Genomic DNA, 25,828 nt, shown 5'->3' with positions numbered 1-25,828 from the left:
CGATAAAAAGTTATTCTAAATTAGACCAAATCGAAACGGTCTAAATTCATCACTTTTGTCCAAACAGCAACAAAATCTTTTAAGAATTTTTCTTGCGAATCACTACTTGCATAAACTTCTGCATAGGCTCTTAATTCGGTATTAGATCCAAAGATTAAATCGGCACGTGTACCTGTCCATTTTACAGCACCAGTTGAACGATCACGACCGGCGAAGATTGTTTCATCGTCTGACGTGTCTTCCCACTTAACGCTTAAGTCTAAAAGGTTCACAAAGAAATCGTTAGTTAAGACTTCGCGTTGATCTGTTAATACACCATGTCGAGACTTATCAAAATTTGTATCTAGCACACGAAGACCACCGATTAAAACAGTCATTTCAGGAGCAGTTAATTTTAATAATTGAGCTCTATCTACTAACATAGCTTCTGCTGGTGATTTAAAGTCAGGGTTCTTATAATTTCTAAAACCATCAGCATTTGGCTCTAAAGCCGCAAATGCTGAGGCATCTGTTTGTTCTGCTGAGGCGTCGTTTCTACCAGGAGTGAATGGAACTTTAATTTCGTTACCTGCTTTTTTAGCAGCTTCTTCTATTCCGGCACTACCTCCCAAAACAATTAAATCTGCCAATGAAACTTTTTTGTTTCCTGATTGTGCTTCATTAAATTCTTTTTGTACTCCTTCTAAAATTTCAAGAACTTTAGCTAGTTCTGTAGGGTTGTTTACCTTCCAATCTTTTTGAGGTTCTAATCGAATACGTGCTCCGTTTGCACCACCTCTTTTATCAGAATCGCGATAGGTAGATGCTGAAGCCCAAGCAGTAGAAACCAATTGAGAAACAGATAATCCAGAGGCTAATAGTCGTTTTTTTAATTCGGCAACATCAGCATCATTAATTAGTTCAAAGTCAACTGCAGGAATAGGGTCTTGCCAAATAAATTCTTCTTGTGGTACTTCTGCACCTAAATATCTTGCAGAAGGCCCCATATCTCTATGTGTTAATTTAAACCAAGCATTTGCAAATGCTTTTTCAAAAGCAGCATGGTCTTTATGAAATCGTTTAGAGATTTCTAAGTACACAGGATCCACCTTTAAGGCCATATCAGCATCCGTCATCATTAAATCTTGTGTTTTTGTTGCATCACCTGCACGAGGTGCTTTTTTCGCAGCGGATTCAGCCGTTGGTCGATACTGATTTGCTCCACCCGGACTTTTAGTTAACTCCCAGTCATACCCCAATAGAACATCAAAATAGTCATGATCCCATTTTGTAGGATTCGGAGTCCATGCACCTTCAATTCCACTTGTTATTGCATCATCTAGAACTCCAGTACCGAATGAATTTTTCCAACCTAAACTTTGCTCTGTTATTGAAGCCCCAGCAGGTTCAGGACCTACATATTCATCTGGGTTAGCTGCGCCATGGGCTTTTCCAAATGTGTGCCCACCAGCCGCCAAAGCAACTGTTTCTTCATCATTCATCGCCATGCGACCAAAAGTTTCTTTTAATAGTTTGGCGGTTCCAAGTGGATTTGGTGATCCATTTGGTCCTTCAGGGTTTACATAAATAAGTCCCATATGTGAAGCTCCCAAATTTGCTTCTAACTTATATTCGCCTTCAGAAAAACGGTCTTCATTACCCATCCATTCCGTTTCAGAACCCCAATAGATGTCTTCTTCGGGCTGCCAGATATCTTCTCGACCTCCAGCAAATCCAATAGTTTTAAACCCCATAGATTCTAAGGCACAATTGCCTGTTAAAATCATTAAATCCGCCCATGATAACTTCTTGCCGTATTTTTTCTTAATTGGCCATAACAATAATCGAGCCTTGTCTAAATTTCCATTATCTGGCCAGCTATTTAATGGAGCAAAACGCTGTGACCCAGAACCAGCCCCACCTCTTCCATCACCAATTCTATATGTACCGGCACTATGCCATGCCATACGAATCATAAATGGGCCGTAATGACCGTAATCAGCTGGCCACCAATCTTGTGATGTAACCAATGCTTTCTTAATGTCGTTTTTTACTGTTTCTAAATTTAAAGACTTGAATTCTTCTGCGTAATTGAAATCATCATCCATAGGATTCGTCAATGAAGAATTTTGACGAAGTACATTTAGGCGTAATTGATTAGGCCACCAGTCTTGGTTGGTGGTTCCTCCACCGGCATTTTGTTTTAAGGTTCCTCCTAAATAAGGGCACTTACTTGAGTCATTAATGTCAAAAGCTTCACCGTGTGATTTGTTGTCGTTATTGTCCATGATTTGTAGTTTTTCTATTCCTGTTCTTGTAAAAATATTAAAAAAGTAAGCTAGAAGCTATAGGTGTTTTCTTGATTTGTACTATCTAGCTATTGATATAATCTATAGCTGGTTTTTTATACCGTATTAGCCTTGTTGATTTTAGCCAAACGATACGTATTTGTGCCACATAATATAATTGTTTTTTTTACTTTTATATGAATGGAAAATGAAATTTTATTTACAGAGATCCGCAATGGAAAGGCTGCTGCAGTAAAAACTATTTTGAATGCAAATTCCGAAGTGTTGAATGTACGTGACCAGCGAGGCTCGACACCATTAATTCTAGCTACTTATTACAACCACGAAGAAATTGTGGACTTACTTTTAGATAAAGGAGCCGACATAAATGCAAAAGATTCATCGGGTAATACAGCTTTAATGGGAGTATGTTTTAAAGGATTTGCAAAAATTGCAGAAAACTTAATTAACAGAGGAGCAAGAATTAATGAGCCAAATGCCATGGGTGGAACTTGTTTAATTTATGCTGCAACTTTTAACCATATAGAAATTGCTAAACTATTACTTGCAAATGGGGCTGATACTTCTTTTAAAGATGCAAGGGGTAATACAGCATTGGATCATGCTAAAATGCAAGGTGGAGCCGATATGATTTCTTTACTTGAAAAATAAAATGGCTGCACAATTAAATATTGCGTTAATACAAACTTCTATTGTATGGGAGAATCCAGAAGCGAATAGAACAATTCTTTCAAAGAAAATAGCTGTAGTTAAATCTGATGTTGATTTAATTGTACTACCAGAAATGTTTACTTCTGGTTTTACGATGACTCCTGATAAATTAGATAAATCGGAAGGTGAAAAAACTATAGCGTGGATGCGGGAAATTGCGGTGACTAAGAATTTGGCCATTGTTGGAAGCATTGCTTTTTTCAAGGATGAAAAGTTTACAAATCGACTTTTATTTATAACCGCAGACGGACAGAAGCATATTTATGATAAAAAGCACACCTTTACGCTTGCGGGTGAAGATAAAGTGTATCAGTCGGGGTCTAAGAGACTTGTTGTAGTATACAAAGGCTTTAGAATTTGTCCAATGATATGTTATGATTTACGATTTCCTGTTTGGGCTAGAAATAAAAATGATTACGACATGTTACTATATGTTGCAAATTGGCCAGAAGCACGAATTGCTGCATGGGATACCTTATTGAAAGCACGTGCTATTGAAAATTTAGCATATTGTGTTGGTGTAAATAGAATAGGAAAAGATGAAAATGGTTTAAAATATTCAGGGCATTCTGCGGTTTTTAATGCACTTGGGGAAGAACAAGTATTCTCATCAAAAGAAGAAATTATTTATAGTACTATTGAAAAAGATCAGATAATAAATACCAGAAAAAAACTGATGTTTTTAGAAGATAGAGATAATTTTAAATTGGTTTAAGTTCGTCTAAGATTTTACAATTAATTTATAATAACATCATGCCATTCTGTAAGCTCAATTACGCTATTCTATAATCCTAACTTGCTTTTTTTGTTGCTAAATCGAAAGAAGTTTTACTTATGCCTCAATATTTACTAATATGCTTTGTAGGTCTTTAGCAGAAAATGGTTTTAGTATATAATTGTGTATAATTTCATAATTACCAACGCGCTCAAGGTCTCTAGGGTCAACAGAAGAGCTAATTATATAAACAATAACCTTTTCTTTGTTGTTGTTTTCTATTTTGGTGAATTCCTCTAAGAATTCCCAACCATTCATAATAGGCATATTTAAATCCAAAAAGATAATAGAAGGTAATTCTTTACCCGATTCAGTAAGATCTATAAAGGCTGTTAGTGCTTCTTGACCATTGTTATAAACAAGTATTTCTTCACAGAAATCGACTTCTTGTATTATTCTTTTAGTGCCATAAATGAAAATGTCATCATCATCTATTATGCACGAGGTTTTAATTTTTTTCATAATACTGTTTTTATTTAGGCTTTTTTAAATTTTAGGGTAAATGTTGTTCCTTTGTCAATTTCGCTTTTTAAATCTATTTTACCGTTCATTGCATCAATCTGGTTTTTAGTAATAAAAAGACCAATTCCCTTCGCGTCTTTGTTATTGTGGAATGTTTTATACATTCCAAAAATTTTCTTGCTATGGCGTTGTAAATTAATTCCTTGTCCGTTATCAGCAAAATCAATTTCAATAAATTCTCCATTTATTTTTGATGAAATGGTAATTTCTGGCTTTCTATTTGGAGATGAGTATTTTAATGAATTTGAAAAAAGATTTAGGAAAATACTGTCTAAATATGCTGGTACAACATTTACAAAATGTGATTTACATATATTAAAATGGTAGGAGGCATTTTTTTCTTGAATTAAACCGGCAAGCGTGTCTTTTACACGATTGGCTGCATTTAATAAACTCTCACTCTTCATAGATTCAAGATCACCTGTTTTAATTAAGACCACTTCATTTAAATGATGTACAGTCTCATTTAGGCTTTCTGCCGCATTACCTAACATTTTTTCAATATTGTCTTTTTCATCGCGGTTACTTTCTTGATTTAGGAATTTGGTCAACATTAACATGTTGCTCGAATGTGATCTAAGATTATGCGAAACAATATGAGCAAAGTTCATTAAACTAGCATTCTGTCCTTTCGTAACTTCAACCAGCGTTTTTAATCTTTTTTCGGCTTCTATACGAGAGGTCATATCTACAACCTGTCCAATAAAATAGGAAAGTTTACCATTGATGTCATTTACAGCTGTCATTGTAATCATTACATGAACAATTCTTCCAGATTTATGATAAAACCTTTTTACTAATTGACCACTTCCTGTATTGCCAGCAATAAAGTCTTTTTTTGCTGAATGAGAATTTTCAATATCATCTTTGTGTGTTATCTCAAAGGCGGTTTTACCTACCAACTCTGAACTTGAATACCCAAGACTTTGGCAGAGACTTAGGTTTGCTTCTAATATTACATCGTCTACACTTAAGATAGCCATGCCAATACCAGAATTCGTGAAAACAGAAGTGAAGGATTCATTATTTCGAATAAGTTCTAATTTCGTGTTTTTGAATTCTGTAACATCCCAATTGGCACCAATCATTTTTATAGGTTGGTTGTCAGCATCATATAAAATAACCCCTCTGCCCTTAATATGTCTTATACTTCCATCGGGCCATATAATTCGAAATTCTGTATCAAATTTTTTGTCTCCATCTAGGGCTATTTTTAATGCTTTAACGCTTTTGTCTAAATCATCGGGATGAACGACTGAACGTAAGGTGTTGTAACCATCAAAAATGCTTTTTTCAGATTTGTAAATTTCAAATGTAATATCATCCCAATGCAGTTCGTTTTCCTCAAAGTTGTAATTCCAAATACCAATTTTAGCCGCATTAGTAGCCATGGTCAAACGGTCTGAGACCGTGCGATACTCAACTTCAATTCTCTTTTTCTCATCAATATCTTGAAATGTACCATAAATGCGAATGCACTTTCCATCAAATATTTCTGTCTCACCCTTAGCGCGCACCCATATTTCATTTCCCTTCGCAGTAATGATTTGGAGTTCAACATCCCAAGTTGTACCGTGTGCAATTGCATCACTAACTACTTGTGTGATTTCGTCGCGAGATTGTCCTTTTTTATAAAAATTTATAGAATCTTCTAAGTTTGGTTCAAAGTCTTTTGGTACTTCATGTATTTCTTTAGTAACATCAGTCCAATGAACCTGGCCACTGCGCATATCAACTTCCCAACTACCAATTCTAGCTACATTTTGTGCTTTTAATAGCAATTGTTCGCGATGCTTATCTATGGTTATGTCTTCTTCAACAATTTTTAAACCTAGTATATTGCCTTTCTCGTCTACCCAAGAATTAATGTCTCTTTTTAACCATTTTATATTCCCTTTAGAGTTAATGGTTTTAGTCGTTTTTGATGCTATTTTACTTCCTTGAAGACAATTTCTGTGTACTTCTTTTAAATCCTCAGAAGTATTGGGCAAAATCTCATAATACGATCTACCTAATACGGAATTCTTTCTTTGAGCGATATCGTCTAACCAAACATCTGAATACCCAATTAGGCGCATATCAGTGTCAACAACGGCTCCTATGAAAAGCCCTAGTCCAGTTCTCTAAAGTTAATTAATATTTTCTTTTTGCTTTAAACCACCTTTTTTTCTTTTAATATAACTTGCTCCGCATCCTATTTGTGATACACCTATTTTCAGGGTTCACCAGCATCTGTATGATTATAAATTATAATAAACTCGGCCACTTGCTATAAAGATGTGATTCCAATTTCTTGGATCACCCACGTTGTTTTGTGGTACGAGTTTCACTACTATTTTGTGAGCTTTGTTATGGTTATTTTTTTATTCTAGTACTCCTATGCAATAAGGAGTCTCTGTTTTAATAACAGCTAATGTTCTACTAAGTAGTTTTCTCGCTACTTTGATAATGATACTCTTTACATTTCTACCTTGGTGCTTACGATAGTATGCTTGCATCACTGGATCAGCTCGTATCGCCTGCCAAGATGCCTCTACAAAATAACTCCGTATTAAACGATGTGCACGTGGAGTTATACCAAGGGTTTTATAGTTACTTCCACTTTGGTGAACTCCAGGTGCCAGACCAACATAACCAGCCAAATGTTTGACACTATTAAAACGTCGTAAATCTCCCAATTCACATAAAATACCACAAGCAACAATTCCTCCAATGCCAGGTATGCTGCGAAGCAACATATAATCCTTCTTATGGTACGTTTTGCAATACCTACGAAGCTGAGTAGAAACATCTCGAAGCTCTTGGTCTACAAAACGAAAGAAACGCATACGGCTCTCTAAAGTTGCTTTTGCTGTTGGGTTTTTAAACACAATATCATCTAACCATTTCCTATACTTATGACTCCAATGGTCGTTGTCAAATTCTTCTGGCTCTTTAATACCGAAATATAAAAGCTGCATTTTTATATAACTCTTTATCCTCCGAAAATCCTTTACCAAATCATTGCGACGACGAAAAAGACTTCGAAGTTCTTCACGGTCAACATCAGGAATATGAATACCTTCTAATCTACCATCTTTAAGTTCTCTGGATATAAGCTGGGCATCTATCTTATCGGTCTTGGTATGTTTCTCCTTACCCTTTCTATGAATATCAGCAGGATTAACTACTAACGAAAACCAACCATAAGATTCGAAACAACGATGCGCTGAATATCCACAGCAACCCGCCTCGTATGCGGTCGATACTTCATAATTAGCGAAATGTTTATCAACATAATCTTTAAGTTGTTCCGGGTTCGGATTCATTGAAAAAGACTTGCCTGAAAACAAATCTGTAGCACAATGTACTTTCCAACTTCTCTTGTGAATGTCAATGCCAATGTATAACTTCGGTACAGCAGTAATTTGAGTAATCATATCTTTAATCTTTAGTTCATTTTAAAGATACTCGACTTACTGCTTTTTCATCGATGCTATTGCTTTTGGTGAACTCTTAACGAATAAAGAAATAGAAGATGTTACTATGTCGGTCATTTAATACTAAAAAACATTCTGGTTTATTACTACTTAACGTAAGAAAACACTTAAAAAGTATGTAGTACACTACAAAAGAATGAATATGAGTAATACCTATTGAAATCAGTAGTTTTAGAACTTGATTTATAGCTAATTAACGAAGTGGAGCATCTTTAATTATTTATGAGAAATGTCTCTTCTATTTCCCAATTTGCTCTTATTTCTAAAGTGTCTGGATGATAGCTGACTCTTTCTGGTTGTATTTTTTTAAGAAAGTTACCAGTATCCCATGTTTTATTACCATTTTCATCGAAAATGACACGTAAAAAATATTTAGAGGGTTCAACATTATTAAATTCAAGAACTTTAGGCTTTTCCGCATAAATTTCTTGCTTAATTGCACCTTGTTGATCTGTGAGTTGAATAACTAGTGGATATGCTGTAGAATCAATTTGTATTTTTAATCTCAAATTTCCATAATCAGCAGGACTATTTGTAGATAGATTATAATTTAACGTATCGTTAGATTCTTCAAAAAAATCTGTTACCGCACCAGGCATGATGTTTAGGGAATAGCTTTGATTGGGTTCCTTTATAAAATCGAAATCTATTTCATTTTCAATGCTATCTATCATTACATTAAAATTCACTTTAACAGAATCTTTGTCAATCATACTAAACTTGGTACTATCAATTTTAGAAATAGGGGTATTTAACATGATAGTGAAATCTTTATTGAAATCTAAGCCCCCAGATTGATTGGGACTTAATTGCAAAGAATCTGTACCTACTTTTCGCTTTTTTACAGTAAATGTGTCAATTAGTGAGAGCTTATCGTTTATAGCGAGAAAAACAATAGAATCTAAATTAGTAGGCGTAAACCAAAAATTAAGCGTGTCTTTACCCCGAAGTTTTAAATATTTGTATTCAACAGTGTCTGGTAATACTGTTAAATGCTCTATTCTAAAGTCTTCTTTTAAACCATAGTATCCAAATGCTATTTTATTGGTAGCCTCATAACTAGGTACTTGAATGCTATAATTTTGTATTTCCTTAAATAAAGTTAATAGGTAGGTGCTATCTGTAGGTAAATTAACAGTATCCCTAGAAAACGCTATTTTATCTGCATTCTGATCAAAAATATTGTTCTTAGCTTCATCTTTGAGTGCAAATAATTTGTATTTACCGGCCTTTATGTTTTTTAGTGTAAATATGACGGTGCTGTCTAAGGTATTTGTGATATAATTAGGTGGTTTTTTAAAAATTGTTGAATCGTTATAAGCGGTGTCAATTTCATAAAGCATTACACTAATAAATTCTTCAGCTTTTCTCTTGAAAGCATCTTTTACAACACCAGATACTGTTAACGAGTCGATATAGGTGCCAGTCGAAAAAACATAACTTAAAAAACTACTCGGGTTACCTTCGTTATGGTCTACAATGCTTTGTCCAAAATTAAAGGTGTAAGTAGTGTTTTCTTTAAGAGTATCTTTGATTTTAATCTCAACATATTTGCTCGCACCCCCTTGTGGTGTTATTGTTGGTGTGTATTTTAGCGGTGGCGAAACAATTAATTGATCTTGAATATCTTTTAAGGTGATATACTCATCGAAATAAAGCCTAATTCTTTTGGCTTTAAATTCAGTGGTCATATTCGGTGGTTCTGACTTAAGTAATATTGGGGGCTCTAAATCTTTCGGTCCGCCAGTAGGACTTCCGCGACGAGCACATTGTACCAACGCTGCAACGATTAAAAAAAGAAAAATACAAGCAATAAAGCGTCTTGTCATGACATTAATTCAAACCAATTCGATAACAAAGAAACGACTAATATTAAATAAATGGAAGAATTTAGCATTTGATCAATTTTGTAAGAAGGGAACAACTGCCATACTCGCTACATAGATATTTATATTTTTTGATTCTTGTAAGGCCTTAGCGCACAATTCTATGGTTGCGCCCGTAGTTATAATATCATCTACTAGTAATACATTTTTAGATGCCAGTTCCATTGTATTTGATAGTGTATACAGTGATTTGTTCTCAAACCAACGACCAAGCCTTCCTTTTTTAGTCTGTGTTCTTGAATTGGAAGTTTTTAATAATATATCCTCGCGATACTCGGCATTTAAACATCTTGCTAGGTGTTGGCTAAAACGCGAAACTTGATTATAACCTCTTTTGCGTAGTTTTTTAGAATGTAATGGAACTGGTATTACGTAATCAATAACATCGATAAAACCATTGGTTTTTATAGTATTTCCAAACCATTCGCCTATAAAATCGCCGACAACTTCTTGATTTTTATATTTTAAATGATGTAAAAGCTGTTGTACAATGCCGTTTTCAGTGAAAAAAAGAAAAGAATTTGCCTTTTTAACGTTAATTCGACCATAAAAAATACGGTCAACGGTGTTTTCTACGTTAAAAGTATAATCGGTAAGCGGTAAATCATTTCTACAAGTTGTGCATATAAGGTGTTCTCCACCCAATAAATGTGTATTACAGCCAAAACACACCTTTGGGACTAGGATACTGCTTATATCATTTACTATATTTGATAGTTTTGCACACATTATTTATTAAACTAATTAAAAAGTTGCCTACTTATAATTTTGCTGAATGAACGCCCAAGATAAAAAATTCAACAATAAAATAATTTTTGCTGCCCTGATAGCTGTAATCCTAGCAATTTTAATTGCTTACTACTACAGTTATACTCAGTCTCAGAGTGAAATTTCGTTTCTAGAGAATGAAAAGGAAATTCTAGTTAAGGACCTTACTCTAATGAAAGCTGATTTAGACAGACTCGCTTCTAGAAATGAAGTTGATGAAATAGAACTTGAAAGATCTAGGTATCAGGTTCAGCAGTTACAAGATTCAGTAGGTAGATTGAACTTCACTGTTGAAAAGCTACGCGAGTATAAATCAGAACTTAGAAGATTAGAGGCACAAAATGATAGTCTTAAGCTTAAAAACAATTTTCTTAAGTACAATAGTTCATTATTGGCGGATAAGTACGAGAACAGTCAAAAAGAAATTGCATCGCTACAAGATGCCCGAAATCAAATGACCAAGGTGGAATCTTTGCAGCGTAAAAAGCAGAAGGAGCTTAACGAAGAATTAAAGAAGAAGAAATACTTGGAGCTTGATAAAGAGCAGACAGAAGGCGCAGGTTTAAGAGTAAGAGACGCAAGTGCCATAATTACAACCAAAGCTTCTATTGTTGAAAAACTAAGAGGTTGTATCACAATTTCATCCGATATTGCTGCTAAAAAACAGGAAAAAATAGTTTATTTCCAATTTTTAGATCCTAATATGCGCATTGTTGAAGATAATGCGAACACTATTACTGTAAATGGTAATGTATATAGTAAAAGAGTACAACTTTTGTATAGCGGTGAAGAAACAAGAGTTTGTGACTTTATTACACTACCAAAAGGCTCTTTAGAAGGTGGTATTTATACCTTAAATGTGTTTGAAAACGATAAACTTCTTGCTACAACCGAATTTCGTTTAAAATAATTTATTTCCTTAGTTTGTAAAATTCTATTTTTGTCAAATGGCAAAACAGGAAGACGATTTCAAAAAAGTAATTTCACACGCAAAAGAATACGGATATGTATTTCAATCTAGTGAAATATATGATGGATTAAGTGCTGTGTATGACTATGCACAAAATGGTGCTGAACTCAAGAAAAACATACGAGAGTATTGGTGGAAAGCAATGGTGCAACTCAATGACAATATTGTTGGAATTGATTCGGCGATATTTATGCATCCTACAATTTGGAAAGCTTCTGGCCATGTGGATGCTTTTAATGATCCACTTATAGATAATAAAGATTCAAAAAAAAGATATAGAGCAGATGTCTTAGTGGAAGATTATGTAGCTAAACTTGAGGCCAAAATAGAAAGAGATGTCAAAAAAGCTGCCAAACGTTTTGGTGATAAATTTGATAAAGAGCAATTTTTGGCAACCAACCCAAGGGTCGTTGAATATCAAGAACAAGCTACAACTATTTTGAAGCGATTGGGTAAGTCTTTGGAAAATGAAGATTTAGCTGATGTTAAAAAACTTATTGAAGAACTTGAAATAGCATGCCCTATGTCTGGGTCTAAAAATTGGACTGATGTAAAACAATTCAATTTAATGTTCGGTACAAAACTTGGTGCTACTGCTGAAAGTGCTATGGATTTGTACTTAAGACCAGAAACTGCACAAGGTATTTTTGTTAATTTCTTAAATGTTCAAAAAACTGGACGGATGAAGATTCCGTTTGGAATCGCTCAAACTGGTAAAGCTTTTAGAAATGAAATTGTTGCACGACAATTTATTTTTAGAATGCGTGAATTTGAACAAATGGAAATGCAGTTTTTCATTAAGCCAGGTACACAGCAAGAATGGTACGAGAAATGGAAAGTAAATAGAATGAAGTGGCATCTTTCTTTAAACTTAGGAGAAGAAAATTATCGTTTTCATGATCATGAGAAGTTAGCACATTATGCGGATGCAGCTTCGGATATTGAATTTCGTTTTCCATTTGGATTTAAAGAGTTAGAAGGAATCCATTCTCGAACTGATTTTGATTTATCCCAACATGAAAAATTTTCAAGCAAAAAGTTGCAATATTTTGACCCTGAAACTAGAGAAAGTTATGTGCCTTATGTTTTAGAAACCTCAATTGGCTTAGATAGAATGTTCTTAGCAGTTTTCTCAAACTCGCTTAAAGAAGAAGAATTAGAGAACGGTTCTACAAGAACTGTTTTAAAACTACCAGCTGTTTTAGCTCCAACAAAGGCTGCGGTTTTTCCATTAGTGAAAAAAGATGGATTGCCAGAACTAGCTAAAGAAATTATTGAAGATCTTAAATGGGATTTTAATGTTTTATATGATGAAAAAGATGCAGTAGGGCGCCGTTATAGAAGGCAAGACGCTAATGGTACGCCGTTTTGTATTACTGTAGATCATCAATCTTTAGAAGATAAAACAGTGACTATACGTCATCGCGACTCAATGGAACAAGAACGTGTTGAAATAGCTGCACTAAAACAAATTATTCATACTGCGGTAGATATGAAATCTTGGTTAATGAAGATGGGTTAATTTTTTATTTAAAGTCGATAACCTAGACGTATGCCAGCATAATAATTTATACCATTTCCGGGGTAGTAGTATCGTGGTTCATTGCCACCAAAACCTTGTGTGTTAATAAGAACAGATTGGGCATAAGCAGCATTAAAAAGGTTGTTTATGCCCATGTCTATGCCTAATGTGAAATTACTAGTAATCTTCTTTTGGTATCCGATTTTAGTATGTAATATACTATAGGAGTCACTCGATAGAGAATTGGAATCTGTAAGTGGAATTGAACTTACATATTGGTGTGTGGTATTCCAATAGAAATTATTGAAAAATTGCATTTGGAGCCCCGAAGTAACACTATTTTTGGGTACACCGGTTAATGGATTTCCTGAAAAATCTTCATCTTCGTCGATAAACTCAATAAATTTATGATTGTTATAGGTATAGTTTAAAAATGGAGTTATTTGAAACTTAGTTCCCATATTTAAATGGTAACTAAGTGCTAGTTCAACTCCCTGATGCCTTGTTTTACCTGCATTTTTCCCAATATATTGGTCGTCAATAACCCTTTCAGCAACCAACAAATTGTTAATGTTCATTTGGTATAATGCAATGTTTATAGAAAGTTTTTTATTGTCAAAAAATAATTGTGAACCTATTTCATAATTGGTGCCAGTTTCTTGAGAAATATTAGGATTAATGACTCCATCCGGTGTTAAGGTCTCTTCTAAACTGGGGTTTGAAAATCCTCTGCTTACATTACCATATAAGCTATTAGCATCTGAAAATGCATATTTTAAATCAAGACTCGGAAGTAGTATTGCTTTAAAGCTGCGTTTAGCACTTTTGTTTTCTGCTCCAGAATTAAACTGGTCACGATAGTCATAATTTGTTTTATTGATATTTAACCCTAATTGTGCAGAAAAAGCTTCGGAAAAAGGTACTAATACAGTGCTAAAACCATTGAATTGTCTTCTGAATTCTTTGTTTGCGGCATATTGTTCGCCTTGTAAACTGCCATTGCCATTATTATCCTGATATAAATTTTCGAATTGATTCCAATTGTATTCATCCTTGAGTAATTCTACTCCAAAGGTGTATTCAGCTGAAATATTAGAAAAATTTAAGGTGCCCATAAATCGACTTCTAAGTCCATAACCATTAGTGAATTCATCTAAAATTCCAAAAGGGGCAGGTTCGTAATGATCTAAATAATTATAAAAAACACTCGTTGAATTTTTTAATTTGTCACTAAATTTATGTTCATAATTAAGTCCTAATAAGCTATAGTTGTTTGCTTCATAACCTTGCGATACACGCCAAGTAAAAGTTACTTGTTTTGGGTTTTCAGCAAAAGCTGTAGCACCTAACGAACTCGGTATTTGTGCCGAATAATCTATGTGATTAATAAGTAAGCTTATTTTATTATTTTCATTTATTAGATATGATGTGTTTAAAAGTAAACCGTCGCGTTCAAAATTATTATTATCTCGATAACCATCTGTTTCTGTATGGCCATATTGTAAGCCAAGTCTGAGTTTGCCATCAAAATGATTGAATGATAAATTATTTTTAATTAAGCCAAATGAGCCAACAGTAAAATTATTGAAGAAACTCGTAGATTTTCCTATCGCTTGTTTTGGATTTAAAATTATTGCTCCTCCTAAATTACTGCCGAAAGCTGTTCCTTTAGGTCCTTTTACTACTTCAATCTGACTTAGATTTTCTAAATCATAAGCTTCGATTTCGGACGATCCAGAACCATTCGTAATTGGAATGTCATTGTAATACAATCGTAACTTATTAGTGCCGAAAAGTGTTCTTGCGCCTATTCCACGTATTGTAATTCTATTAGTATTTAGGGCACCTGAATGAATGTAAACACCTGTTATTTGATTAATGGCGGATACCATATCAATTGGGCTATAATTTTGAAAAATTTTGGCACCTAAAATATCAGATTGAGTTATGCCAGTTGTATTTTTAGTTTTTAAGGCATCTAGTAAAATAACTTCATCTAGTTGCGTTATACTGTCTTTTTGGGTGGTTTCTTGTGCTTGAATAGAATATAGGCCTAAAAGAAATAGGAGATAAATGTGTTTCATGTAAATTTTGTGAAACGTAAAAATAAAACTTAAAATCTAAAACCTAGCGACAATCCTGCTCGATATATAAAGTTATTCTGAAAATCTTCGACATAAATGTTTCGTCCTAAACCAGCAGAAATTTCAAAAGTTAATTTCTGCCCGAAAGTAGACCATTTTCGCCCTAAGCCGAGTCCTAATGCCGTGGAGTTATAATCATTATTTCGAGCGCCTAAGTTGTTAGTGTTATCTATGTCACCCGTATAATATAGCGCAAAGGCTTCTGCAAATACCCCGCTTTTTGGGTTATAACCAAAATATGCTCTTAGGTTTGGACCAATACCAAAATTACCAGTACGGCTATATAAATCACTATTAAAATAAATAGTACCACCAATACTTGTATCTGGTGTAAAGTAGTATTCATAAGAACCTTCTATAGCGGTAGTAGCCAAAAATCGACCCATATTAAAACGTACCTCATGATTATTATAGTTATCTCGATAACCTTGAGCATTAACTAACAAAGTACTTGAAATGAAAATAAAAAATAATAACTTTTTCATCTTAAAAGGGATTTGTAGTAATGTTAAATCAATTTGCGTTCCAAACTTTTTTAATCCCTAAAACATTCTTTATTTTCGAATTAAATTAAAACTTAATGAAAATAGTATCCTATAACGTAAATGGAATTCGTGCTGCATTAAAAAAAGGCTTTATAGATTGGTTGCAATCTGTAGATCCTGATGTAATTTGTTTACAAGAGATTAAGGCGCAAGAAGATCAACTAGATTTGTCTGTTTTTGAAGCTGCTGGGTATGCATATAATTATTGGTATAGTGCACAGAAAAAAGGATATAGTGGAGTGGCTATTTTATCCAAAACTAAACCTGACCATATAGAATTTGGTACAGGTATTGAAACTATGGATTTTGAAGGAAGAAATCTAAGAGCGGATTTTGGCGATATTTCTATTATGTGCATGTATTTACCATCAGGTACTAATATTGCGCGTTTGGATTTTAAGTTGAATTACATGGATGAAATTCAAGAGTACGTAAATGAATTGCGAAAAGAAAGACCAAATTTAATTGTGCTTGGAGACTATAATATATGTCATGAGGCCATTGATATCCACAATCCTGTAGGATTAAAGAATGTATCAGGATTTTTACCTGTAGAACGTGAGTGGATAGGTAATTTCATCAAAAGTGGATTTATTGATAGTTTCAGATACTTTAATGATGAGCCAGATAATTATACTTGGTGGAGCTACAGGGCGAATGCCAGAAATAATAATAAAGGTTGGCGTTTAGATTATGGGATGGTTTCAGAACCTCTTGAAAGCAGATTGAAACGATCTGTGATTTTATCTGAGGCAAGGCATAGTGACCATTGTCCGATTTTAGTGGAAGTGGAAAAATAAAAACAGTACTAAATTAAAACTAAAAACCACAGTTTATTTTAACCGTGGTTTTTAGTTTTTAGAATATTTATTAGAAGGTTAACCTACCTCTACCGGCATTTCCAGTATTGTAAAAATCCCACCCACTATTAGTTGTATTATCCAACCAAACTTCTGGATTATCATAGATATCGGTTCTACCAGAAGCTCTTGAATATCTACTATCATCTTGTAAATGAACGTCAAACCATTTGACATTCCATCCATCAGTACCTTGTAGGGCTAAGGTGGCATTTTTCACCTCAATCCAATCTGATCTTGGTATATGAACTCTTAAATAGAAAAAGTCCCAAGAACCATTTTCAAAGTCATTTCTTGAGGGATCATTTAATCTGAACCAAGGTACTTGATAATCTCCATTGTTAGTTAAAAAATTAATCCTACCCCAGACATTTCCATCAGTTTGACTGTAAGGATCGGTATCAGTTCTGATAGCAACCTTAAAATATATGAAAGCTTCTGATTTGCTGGTACTTTTTTCTTCTATCATGAAGTTATGTACGTCCTCTAGAAAGGAGGTTTCTGCATCCTCTCTACTTAAAGACCCACTATATTGTTTATATAATACGGGAGTTAATGTTTCTAGACTTGACACGAGTTCCGAATCATTGTAACCCGTTTTACTGGTAAAACCTTCTTCTAAGGATTCTTCTACACTTATATCATTATCATGTTCTTCTTTTTGACAAGAGGTCATCATCAAAGACATTAGAAGTAGTCCGCTTGTAATAAATTTTATAACAGTTTTCATAATTAAAAGCTTTAAAGATTAATATGCTTTTCTTTATGAAAACTATTGCAAAAGGTTAACTTCTTTTGACAAAAAATATTAAAAATTTAGTATTAGCCAGATTATTTATTAGGAAATGTTTCGGATTAAAAGAAAATAAAAAAGCGCCAATTGGCGCTTTTTTTTATCTATATACTGTCATATGTCCGACAAATTCTCTTTCATCATTCGGTCCATTTAGTTTTATTATGTACCAATAATCACCGGTTGGTAGGTCTTCTTTTTTATAAGTTCCATCCCACTCACCAATACCAATGTATTGTTTAATCTGTCTACCGTACCTATCGAAAATAGTTACCATCATATTCGGGAATCCTTCTGAGTTGCCAATTACCCAAGTGTCACGAATACCATCACCATCGGGTGTAAAGAAGTTTGGAATTTCTATATCTATAAATTCTAAGTATACGTCTATTGAAGTTTCACAACCTTTACCATCTACTACTCTTACGACATATGTGTCGGTATGATTAATAAAGTATGATCCTTCACTATTAGATTGATCATTAAAATAATAGGTATAACTACCATCACCGCCTGTTGCTTCAACTTTAATTTCGTTGATGCCCCCTTGCTCGCTGGTTAATACTAATGGGTTTGGAGCATCAATTTCAATATTATCAAGTCGCTCAATACAACCACCAGAATGTAAAATGCTGATATAGTTTGTACCCGGAGTGATATTTTCGAATATGGGACTATCCTGTGCTGCATTAATATCTTCAGAATTTAAAGCATACATGACATCTCCGGCAATAGTATCGTCTTGTACAGTAACTGTTGTAATGCTTACTGGTTGCCCATCTCTACATTCATAGATTGTTTCATAAGTAGCTGTTAAATCAGCCCCTACTTCTATTTCTTGTAAGATGTTTTCTGTACAACTATTGGCATCTCTAATATACACGATGTATGCACCACCATCTAAGTTGTCGATTACCAAAGAATTTGGATTCCCAACTGGACTAAATGAACCGCTAGTGTTTTGCAAGCTGTATTCATATGGAGCTGTTCCACCAGTTATTTGTAATTCTATTAGCCCATTATCATCACTAGAACATAATTCATCTTCTACTCTATTGATTGCTACTGCTAGAGCTTCAGTCGGACCATCTATTACGATAGGTACTTCAACATCACAACCATTAGCATCTTGTACAATTACAGTGTAATTGCCTACATCTAGATTTTCAAAGAAATTGGTATCCAATGTTTTTTGAGGTTCTGAAGATATGGTGTAGCTATATGGGCTAACACCACCAGTAACTGTTATAGTTGCATTACCATCAGCTTCACCAAAACATTGCACATCGCGTTGGTCAGATAAAGTAGCTCTAAGTAATGGAGGTTCGATTATACTGATATTATCAGAGATGTCTACACAATCAATTCCACTTAAGGCTCTAATTCTATATGTGCCAGCACCCAAGTTTTCAAAAATACCTGATGCTTGAGCGGGTACTAAAACAGTACCAGAACCATCTTGTAGTTCGTAGGTGTAATCACCTAGACCACCTGTAGCTTCTGCAATAAGTACAGCATCCATTTCACTGAAACAGTTGATAACTGTGTTTGTTGCATCAACAGTAACTTCTAGAGGGTCAACCACATTTATAGTTCGAATCACAGAAATTGGAGACTCACAAAGATTTAAAGGGTCAGCATCACGCGCTAAGAACTCATATGTGCCAGGTCCTAAATTAGAGAAAACATTATTAGAGGTCCATGTGCCCGAGGCAGGATCAATCATGCTATATTCATACACTCCTGATCCACCTGTTGCGGACAATGTTATTTCACCTTGATTCGGTGTACAACTAGGCTCTTGTGTTATAGCAGCATCAACAGTTACTTCTGCTGGGTCTATTAAATCGATAACAACAGTGGTAACATCACAACCTCTTCCATCCGTTACAGTAACAGAATATTGTCCTTCAATTAAATTATTGAAAACATTACCACTTTGTGGAACTCGGCTTACACCATCTGTTATATTATTTAAAACATAAGAGAAGTTTGTATGTCCGTTACCAAATTCTCGTGTTGCGTTTACAGTAATATTTCCGTTTACGGCACCAGGACAAGTTGGATTCGTACTCGTTTCGGTTAAAATAATCGCATCAATTGTAGGTATGGTAATAACTTGCATAACATTGTCGCAACCACCAGAATCTCTTAAGGTAAGCTCATAGTTAATGCCTGAAGTTAAACCGCTAAATACATTATTAGGATCAAATGATTGAATTGGAGTTCCAGGATTAGCTGGGTCTATTAATTCAAATTCATATCCAGACCATCCACCAATAGGTGTTGCAGTTATTTGAGCATCACTACCAGGTACACAACTTAATTGTTGGGTAGTCTGATACGTGAAGTCAAGTACTTCAGCAGGAGATTGTATTGTGATGTAATTCGATTCTGCCTCACATTTTGGAGCATCAGTGGCATCTACAACTACAAAATACGTGTCAGCACCTAAAGTGTTTATACTTACTGCACCCATAGATGTATTACTAGAGCCATTCAAAATAGAAGTACTTGGTGCATTTGTATTATAAACATCATAATCGTAAGCACCTGTGTAACCTGAAACTGAAAACTCCAAACCACCATTTGTTGATGTAAAACACGTAATGTCATCTAATTTGGTAGCAGTTACTTCTATTGTTTCAAAAGGAGCAACAGTATAACTTACTTTTGCTGAACAACCAGTAACTGTGTCGGTAAGTTCATACACATAAGTTCCAGGGCTGCCTGCAGGAATAGTTATAGTACCGTGACCAGTACCATTAATTAAATTACCTGAAGGAAGTTCTCTTGTTTCATAATTAGGAATACCACTACCATCGGCTCCAACTACATTAAAAATAGCATCGTCATCACAGTCCATTGGTTGTGTTTCCACAATAGTAGCTGTTACTTTAGTAGCTGCAGGTATTGTTACTGAAGTTTGATCTGTACAACCATTTGTATCAATTACATCAATAGTAATTGTTTGTGCTACATTAGTATAAGCGATGTCAAATGTATTGGTAGTACTAAAACTACTGCCACCAAAACTATAATTATGAGGAGCTGTACCTGTCGGTGTTCCGGTTCCATTATCAACGGTTGCAGTAATAGTTGCCATTCCTAGTCCATTATCTGTTGTACACGTAAATGGTGAAACAGTAGGAGGGTCTAAAACTAATGCCGAAGGTTCTGTAATGGTTTGTGTAGGTAATATTTGAATACAGTTCTTTGAAGAACGTACGCTAACATTTGTATAAACACCAGGTGCTAAACCATCAAACACATTGGATGCTTGATAGGTAATACCATCTAAACTATAATCATAGGTTACATCTAAATTTTCTGAAGATGGAGCTTGAGATACAACTATTTTTCCATCATCGGCGCCATTACACGTAACATGCTCAATAGAGTCAATAACAAAATCTGGTTGTACAGGAGCATCTATTGTAACACCTGTAATATTTTGTACTGGGCAACCTGATTGATTATCTGTAATTCTAAAATCATAAGATGTAGAATGTGTAAGCCCTGTAAATATTCCAGTATTATTTGTTTCACCATTATCTAATCGTTCAAAAGTATAATCTAAAGATCCACCATAAACGGTAATTGTAACTTCTCCACTATTTGGAGGACTACAAGGTTCTAATTCTGTTACCTTAGCAGAAGTTACCATTTGAGGGTAAATGAAGATGTTTTCTGTAACGGAACATCCTTTTTCATCTTTTACTTCTAAAGTATGATTACCAGGGCCTAACCTTCTTGTAGAAGAAGTTGTCACTTCACCATCCCAAATATATGAAGGAGCTCCATTAATTGGATTGGTACCTTGATTTGAAAGTGTAACTACAATATCATATAGTTCGTTTGTAGACGTACATCTGTTGGTAACATCTACTGTGTCAATTACTGGCTCGTCATCATAAGTAATTGTAATTGGTGTGTCTAATTCAGCTATACAACCACCACCATCTCTAACAAAAACTTGGTATACATTGCGGTCACCGTCATATGCCGTTGGATTTACTGTTGCAAAAGTATTAGCACCCCAAGATGTAGCAGGAATTAGAGTTGGATCTGGATAATCACTAGCTACTACATAAGCATACTCATATTCATGCCAACCAGTTTGATCTAGTTTATTACGTACGTTAAAATAGTTTTGGTCATCCCAACCGCCTTTAGCAGTAACTGCAATTTGGGCTCCATAATTACAACTGGCTGAAACATATTGATCTAGTTCTAAGGTAAGTCTGGATTTAGGCCTGTATATTAAAAATCTATTTCCTGATTTACAACCAGATTCTGTCTCAATTTCAACAACATACCATGCGACCCTTAGATTAGAGACATCAATGTCTATGCTGCCCGCAGATGCATTAGGTACAGTATGTGTTCCATCTTGTCTGTAGCTCGTAATCGAACCTCCTTGACCATAATCACTTGTATGTTTAATAGACCATTGAATGGTTGTGTTTCCATCGCCATCAAAATCATCTGCGCCCTGTACGTTAAATCTTACTCTTCCATCAGTACCAGAATAACAAGATAAACTTTGTGGTGTAGAAACAACATCAATAGCATTATTAGGTGCTTCAGGTGCGTGAACAACACCTAAGCTACGCCAACGTTGACAGCCTGTGTTTTCGTCATACAATACGATAGAATAGCTAACACCAAAAAGTAAACCGCTAACTCTTAAATCTCTTTCATATAAACCAATGTCTGTATCTTCACCATAAGCTTCGTTTTCACCAACAGTTCCAGAAATTGGAGAATTAGGTACTTCAAAACTACGCCAAGAAGGTGGGTTATCTACATCATATGGCCAGATGCGGTATTGAAATGGACCTATTAGATTTGTTGGATCTCCTACTTCAATTTCAAAAGTGGCTCCATTAGCACAAGATTGATCTAAATCGGCCTCCGCTTTTTGTGCCCATGGTAAAGGAGGTTGTTCAATTTCGAAAACATCAGATTCAAAAATACATCCCTTTTCATCTATAATTCGTACATAAAATGGAAGCGGCCAATACATTCTAATATTATATCCACTTGGACGGGTGCTCATATCTACATTTTCGTAGTTTCTATAAGTCCATTCTCTACCTGTTCCTGCTGCATGATCAGCAGCGCTACTAACCCGTATAAGTTGAATGTTAATTAAACCAGTCGCATTTTGCACATTGTTAACATTGGTATTACCCCATTGTGTACCACCGTTTAATGGATCACATGTAATATCAGTTTTGACAATGTCAGCAGTAATAGCAGCTTCAGCACCAACAATGGCAACTTGATTTAGAATTTCGCAGCCTAGTGCATCTCTAACAGAATAAGTGTAGGTAGTTGCATCTAAGCCATTATATAATGTTTGAGGTGTAAAAGCACTACCATCAAAGCTATAAGCAAATGGTGGGGTGCCACCATGTGCAGCTAATTCAACTGAACCTGTTCCTTCTTTGCCGCAGGCAGTATTTGAAATATTTGTTGAAACTGTCATTGCAGGTGATGCTGTAACCTCTATTGGGTCAGTAATAAACATACACCCTTTTGCATCGGTAACTTCAAAAGTGAAAGTGCCTGCAACAGAAGTTGTGAATGGCATTGTTGTGGCGCTGTAACCAGCACCTGAATCTACGCGATATGTATATGGTGGATAACCTTCTTCTGGTACAACAGTAATATTAGCATCTGGGTCAGAGCCACAACCCAAAGGTTTTGTAATACTGCCTAGTGCAAATAATTGCCCAGAAATATTGGTGTCAGCAACAATCGTTTCACAACCATTATTTCCAATAACTTTTACTTCATAAGTGTCTGGGGTTAAGTTTGATAATGTAAAGGTGCCCAAAACAACAGGTTGTGGTGTTCCATTATTAACTACATAAAAGTATGGAGCATAGCCATTATCTGTTACATCAATTTTTAATTCTCCTTGTGTTGATGTGCTATAGCAGTAATTAGAATTAGCTTGATCTACTACTGAAACTGGACCGCCTTGATCTTCTAAATCAAAAGTTGTAGTGTCAACTAAACATCCATTAACATCACGTACATTCACAATGTGTGTACCAACTTGGGTAAGACCGGTAATTGTCTTGCTCGACTGAAAAGGTGTAAAAGTGTTATCGGGCTGTTCAACAGTATATGTATAATTGCCCCAACCACCTGAAGCTTCAATAGTCACAGATCCTGGTGTTCCACAATTTAAATGTGCAACATTGATAGAATCTACAGTTAATGCAGATGCAGGAGCAGCAACGGTAACCACTATAGGTTTTGGACAAACACTAGAGGCGTCTGAAATATAAATGGTAAAAGTGTCTGCAGGTAGACCAGTAATTGAATAATTAGTTGTGGTAATGTTATTGGCATCATGTGACCCAGTAGAATTGCCAGCACTGTCTTCGACAGTTATACTATATTCTGTATCAAAATTGTTTACAGTTAAATCTACAACACCGTCAGCTGTACCTGAAGTAAAACAACTTACATTGTTTTTTACAGATGCAGTAACTTGAATAACATTTGGTTCTGGTACAATATAATTTCGTACTATTTTACAACCATCATCACCAGTTATTTCAAAAGTGTAAGTGTTTGGAGTAAGACCGTTAAATGTGTCGCCAGGTGCTGTTACAGCGCTTGGAGCAGTAGTTTTGTATATAAATGGTGCTGTACCGCCTTGAACTATTATTTGTACATCAGTTGCACCTGTTGTGCAATCTATATTGCTAGTTAAAAATGTAAGATCTGATAGGTTAGAACCAGAAGTTACGGTCTGATCAACAGTTGAAGTACACCCATTTACGTCTTTAACGGTAATTGTATAATCTCCAGCTCCTAATCCTGTAAAATCAGTAGAAGTTTGAAAATTAACACCATTTGTACTGTATTCAAATGGAGCAGTTCCGCCTGAAGTTACACTTGCTGCGATTGTAGCTGATCCGTTTGTACAGTCTATCTGTTGAGTAACAGATGCAGAAACATTAAATGCAGGACTAGTATTTATGGTAATATCTCCATGGACTAAATCACATGAACTTCCTGCTTTTTGTTTTCTAATAACAATATTGTAAGTGCCGCTTGCTAGATTACTAAAGACATTAGAAGTCTGAAAAGTGCTTCCTCCATCGTTACTAAAAGTTGTAGAATAACCTTGAGAATCGGTAACATCTATTGAAATATTCCCATCATCGTTACCACTACATGTAATATTATTGGAATTTGCACTATAAGTAATTTCAGATTCTACAACTACATCTACAGGTGCTGAATCAACTTCACAACCATTAGTGTCTCTGACCGTTATTATATAATTACCAGCAGCTGTAATTGGAATTGTTGTTTGATTGCCTGATATAAAAGAGGTGAAAGTTGGACTACCATTTATGCTATATTCATAGGGAGCAGTACCACCTGTTTGTGTTACAGCAATTATAGCATCTGTACAATCTATATTCTTCGTGACAACTGCACTGGGTTGAACAGCGTTAAAAGGAGATAATGTTTGAGTTCCTGTCCAAGTACAAGTTGAATTACTAGAAATTCTTATTTCAATATCATAAGTACCAGAATCTAAATTGTTAAAAGTATAAGAACTACTTGAAACAGGTCCAGATGAATTTACTAAACTCCCTCCTTGACTAATTTCATAAATATAGGTTGATGAAGCATCATTTATGTCAACTTGTATTCCTCCCTTAGAATTGTTGCAAGTAATTGGAAGTATTGTAGCACTAGCATCAATGCTATTGTTGTTTACATCAATATCATTAAGCTCAAATAGACATCCACTTGTATTGTTTTTTCTTCTAAGTTGTATGTTGTAAGAGTTAACGCTTGTGATGGAGAAAACATTTGAGTCTTGCCAAGTTGCTCCATTATTTATACTGTACTCGTAAGTTGAAGGAGCATTATTAATTGAAATACTTCCTGGTCCACTACAATCAATATCAGTAACCACTGCGTTTGGGTTTAAGCCATTGGCGTAAACGTTAAAATAGTACCTTTCGATACTATTGTCATTATATTGAACGTAAATTCTATATTCACCACTCTCTGTTGCGGTATATTGTGTATTAGTACTTAATTGATCCCAGGTACAAGTTGGTGATGTATTTGGGCAGTTTGGTTGTGAGGCTGTACAACTTCCATCTTGTAATTTCGACCAAATTATTTGATTGAAGTTAGAGATGTTTGTTGCGAGTAAGCGTTCGTCACTAGCACCACACAAAAAGATTTCATGTACTTCACTACCATCATCACCACAAATCACTACATTATCTGATAGTCCTGATAACGGGTGGGGCGGAAGAACTATATCTTCCTCAATATTGGTATTTTCTAATACAATAGTTGAAGTTTTTGGCAGTACATATGCAAATAATGATGATACTGCTAAAGCAAGAACTATGAATACTTTCAGTCTATTACTGCCGGCAAAAAATTTTGGCGTAGTCATAAGTAGGTCGTTATTTTAGTTTGTTTAAAGTGGTGGTCGTTTGGCATTTACACACACTTTAGGCTCTGAAATAACGGTATTTGGGTAGATTTATTATAAAAAGTAGT

15 protein-coding genes are annotated in these 25,828 nt (G+C 34.9%); 5 read left to right on the top strand and 10 right to left on the bottom strand.

The genetic code is table 11. The features are described from left to right. Positions 1-20 precede the first annotated feature (20 nt). Positions 21-2,267, bottom strand: coding sequence for a catalase/peroxidase HPI (katG, locus tag UH7x_RS05840; RefSeq protein WP_482362782.1), 2,247 nt, complete (start codon positions 2,265-2,267; stop codon positions 21-23). Positions 2,268-2,468: 201 nt separating this feature from the next. Between katG and UH7x_RS05835 the strand changes: the two genes are divergently transcribed. Together UH7x_RS05835 and UH7x_RS05830 are read left to right on the top strand one after the other, a co-directional pair. Beyond that, positions 2,469-2,939, top strand: coding sequence for an ankyrin repeat domain-containing protein (locus UH7x_RS05835; protein WP_482362781.1), 471 nt, complete (start codon positions 2,469-2,471; stop codon positions 2,937-2,939). A gap of 1 nt (position 2,940) precedes the next feature. Then, positions 2,941-3,714: an amidohydrolase gene (locus UH7x_RS05830; RefSeq protein ID WP_482362780.1), complete on the top strand. Its 774-nt coding sequence runs from the start codon at positions 2,941-2,943 to the stop codon at positions 3,712-3,714. A gap of 117 nt (positions 3,715-3,831) precedes the next feature. Here the strand turns inward: UH7x_RS05830 and UH7x_RS05825 are convergent, their stop codons facing one another. The 5 genes from UH7x_RS05825 to UH7x_RS05805 form a co-directional block, all read right to left on the bottom strand. Beyond that, on the bottom strand, positions 3,832-4,236 hold the full coding sequence (locus UH7x_RS05825; RefSeq protein WP_482362779.1) for a response regulator: 405 nt from the start codon (positions 4,234-4,236) through the stop codon (positions 3,832-3,834). A 14-nt stretch (positions 4,237-4,250) separates the two neighbouring features. After that, positions 4,251-6,374 (bottom strand): PAS domain-containing protein, encoded by a 2,124-nt coding sequence (locus UH7x_RS05820; RefSeq protein WP_482362778.1) that lies wholly within the window; start codon positions 6,372-6,374, stop codon positions 4,251-4,253. Between the two features lie 285 nt (positions 6,375-6,659). After that, entirely contained in the window at positions 6,660-7,715 is a 1,056-nt protein-coding gene (locus tag UH7x_RS05815; protein ID WP_482361459.1) for an IS110 family RNA-guided transposase, read from the bottom strand. A 272-nt stretch (positions 7,716-7,987) separates the two neighbouring features. Further along, positions 7,988-9,604, bottom strand: coding sequence for an Ig-like domain-containing domain (locus UH7x_RS05810; RefSeq protein ID WP_482362777.1), 1,617 nt, complete (start codon positions 9,602-9,604; stop codon positions 7,988-7,990). Between the two features lie 72 nt (positions 9,605-9,676). Further along, the gene (locus tag UH7x_RS05805; protein ID WP_482362776.1) at positions 9,677-10,390 is read right to left on the bottom strand and encodes a ComF family protein; all 714 of its coding nucleotides are present in this window, start codon (positions 10,388-10,390) and stop codon (positions 9,677-9,679) included. A gap of 46 nt (positions 10,391-10,436) precedes the next feature. Here UH7x_RS05805 and UH7x_RS05800 point away from each other — a divergent pair, with 46 nt between their 5' ends. Further along, positions 10,437-11,339, top strand: a complete 903-nt coding sequence (locus UH7x_RS05800) for a hypothetical protein (RefSeq protein WP_482362775.1) — start codon at positions 10,437-10,439, stop codon at positions 11,337-11,339. 37 nt (positions 11,340-11,376) lie between these two features. Then, complete coding sequence (locus UH7x_RS05795) at positions 11,377-12,921, top strand: glycine--tRNA ligase (protein WP_482362774.1); 1,545 nt, start codon at positions 11,377-11,379, stop codon at positions 12,919-12,921. An 8-nt stretch (positions 12,922-12,929) separates the two neighbouring features. On the opposite strand, the gene UH7x_RS05790 is transcribed toward UH7x_RS05795, so the two are convergent. After that, positions 12,930-15,005 (bottom strand): TonB-dependent receptor family protein, encoded by a 2,076-nt coding sequence (locus UH7x_RS05790; RefSeq protein WP_482362773.1) that lies wholly within the window; start codon positions 15,003-15,005, stop codon positions 12,930-12,932. A gap of 29 nt (positions 15,006-15,034) precedes the next feature. After that, positions 15,035-15,550, bottom strand: coding sequence for a hypothetical protein (locus UH7x_RS05785; RefSeq protein ID WP_482362772.1), 516 nt, complete (start codon positions 15,548-15,550; stop codon positions 15,035-15,037). A 95-nt stretch (positions 15,551-15,645) separates the two neighbouring features. Between UH7x_RS05785 and UH7x_RS05780 the strand changes: the two genes are divergently transcribed. Continuing rightward, a complete protein-coding gene (locus tag UH7x_RS05780) occupies positions 15,646-16,410 on the top strand; it encodes an exodeoxyribonuclease III (protein WP_482362771.1) in 765 nt (254 codons plus the stop codon). A gap of 70 nt (positions 16,411-16,480) precedes the next feature. Here the strand turns inward: UH7x_RS05780 and UH7x_RS05775 are convergent, their stop codons facing one another. Continuing rightward, positions 16,481-17,200 (bottom strand): hypothetical protein, encoded by a 720-nt coding sequence (locus tag UH7x_RS05775; protein WP_482362770.1) that lies wholly within the window; start codon positions 17,198-17,200, stop codon positions 16,481-16,483. A 163-nt stretch (positions 17,201-17,363) separates the two neighbouring features. Beyond that, on the bottom strand, positions 17,364-25,721 hold the full coding sequence (locus UH7x_RS05770; RefSeq protein ID WP_482362769.1) for a T9SS type B sorting domain-containing protein: 8,358 nt from the start codon (positions 25,719-25,721) through the stop codon (positions 17,364-17,366). Between the last annotated feature and the right edge of the window lie 107 nt (positions 25,722-25,828).

Source organism: Aurantibacter sp. UH7, assembly GCF_056839165.1.
The sequence above is the reverse complement of the archived record's forward strand: the minus strand, read 5'-3'. Positions and strand labels throughout refer to the sequence as shown.

Bases quoted from the DNA above. Each gene is read 5' to 3' on its own strand.
- UH7x_RS05775 (WP_482362770.1), bottom strand. From the start codon at position 17,200: ATGAAAACTGTTATAAAATTTATTACAAGCGGACTACTTCTAATGTCT.
- UH7x_RS05795 (WP_482362774.1), top strand. From the start codon at position 11,377: ATGGCAAAACAGGAAGACGATTTCAAAAAAGTAATTTCACACGCAAAA.
- UH7x_RS05785 (WP_482362772.1), bottom strand. From the start codon at position 15,550: ATGAAAAAGTTATTATTTTTTATTTTCATTTCAAGTACTTTGTTAGTT.
- UH7x_RS05770 (WP_482362769.1), bottom strand. From the start codon at position 25,721: ATGACTACGCCAAAATTTTTTGCCGGCAGTAATAGACTGAAAGTATTC.
- UH7x_RS05825 (WP_482362779.1), bottom strand. From the start codon at position 4,236: ATGAAAAAAATTAAAACCTCGTGCATAATAGATGATGATGACATTTTC.
- UH7x_RS05810 (WP_482362777.1), bottom strand. From the start codon at position 9,604: ATGACAAGACGCTTTATTGCTTGTATTTTTCTTTTTTTAATCGTTGCA.
- UH7x_RS05830 (WP_482362780.1), top strand. From the start codon at position 2,941: ATGGCTGCACAATTAAATATTGCGTTAATACAAACTTCTATTGTATGG.
- UH7x_RS05835 (WP_482362781.1), top strand. From the start codon at position 2,469: ATGGAAAATGAAATTTTATTTACAGAGATCCGCAATGGAAAGGCTGCT.
- UH7x_RS05790 (WP_482362773.1), bottom strand. From the start codon at position 15,005: ATGAAACACATTTATCTCCTATTTCTTTTAGGCCTATATTCTATTCAA.
- katG (WP_482362782.1), bottom strand. From the start codon at position 2,267: ATGGACAATAACGACAACAAATCACACGGTGAAGCTTTTGACATTAAT.
- UH7x_RS05805 (WP_482362776.1), bottom strand. From the start codon at position 10,390: ATGTGTGCAAAACTATCAAATATAGTAAATGATATAAGCAGTATCCTA.
- UH7x_RS05815 (WP_482361459.1), bottom strand. From the start codon at position 7,715: ATGATTACTCAAATTACTGCTGTACCGAAGTTATACATTGGCATTGAC.
- UH7x_RS05820 (WP_482362778.1), bottom strand. From the start codon at position 6,374: ATGCGCCTAATTGGGTATTCAGATGTTTGGTTAGACGATATCGCTCAA.
- UH7x_RS05780 (WP_482362771.1), top strand. From the start codon at position 15,646: ATGAAAATAGTATCCTATAACGTAAATGGAATTCGTGCTGCATTAAAA.
- UH7x_RS05800 (WP_482362775.1), top strand. From the start codon at position 10,437: ATGAACGCCCAAGATAAAAAATTCAACAATAAAATAATTTTTGCTGCC.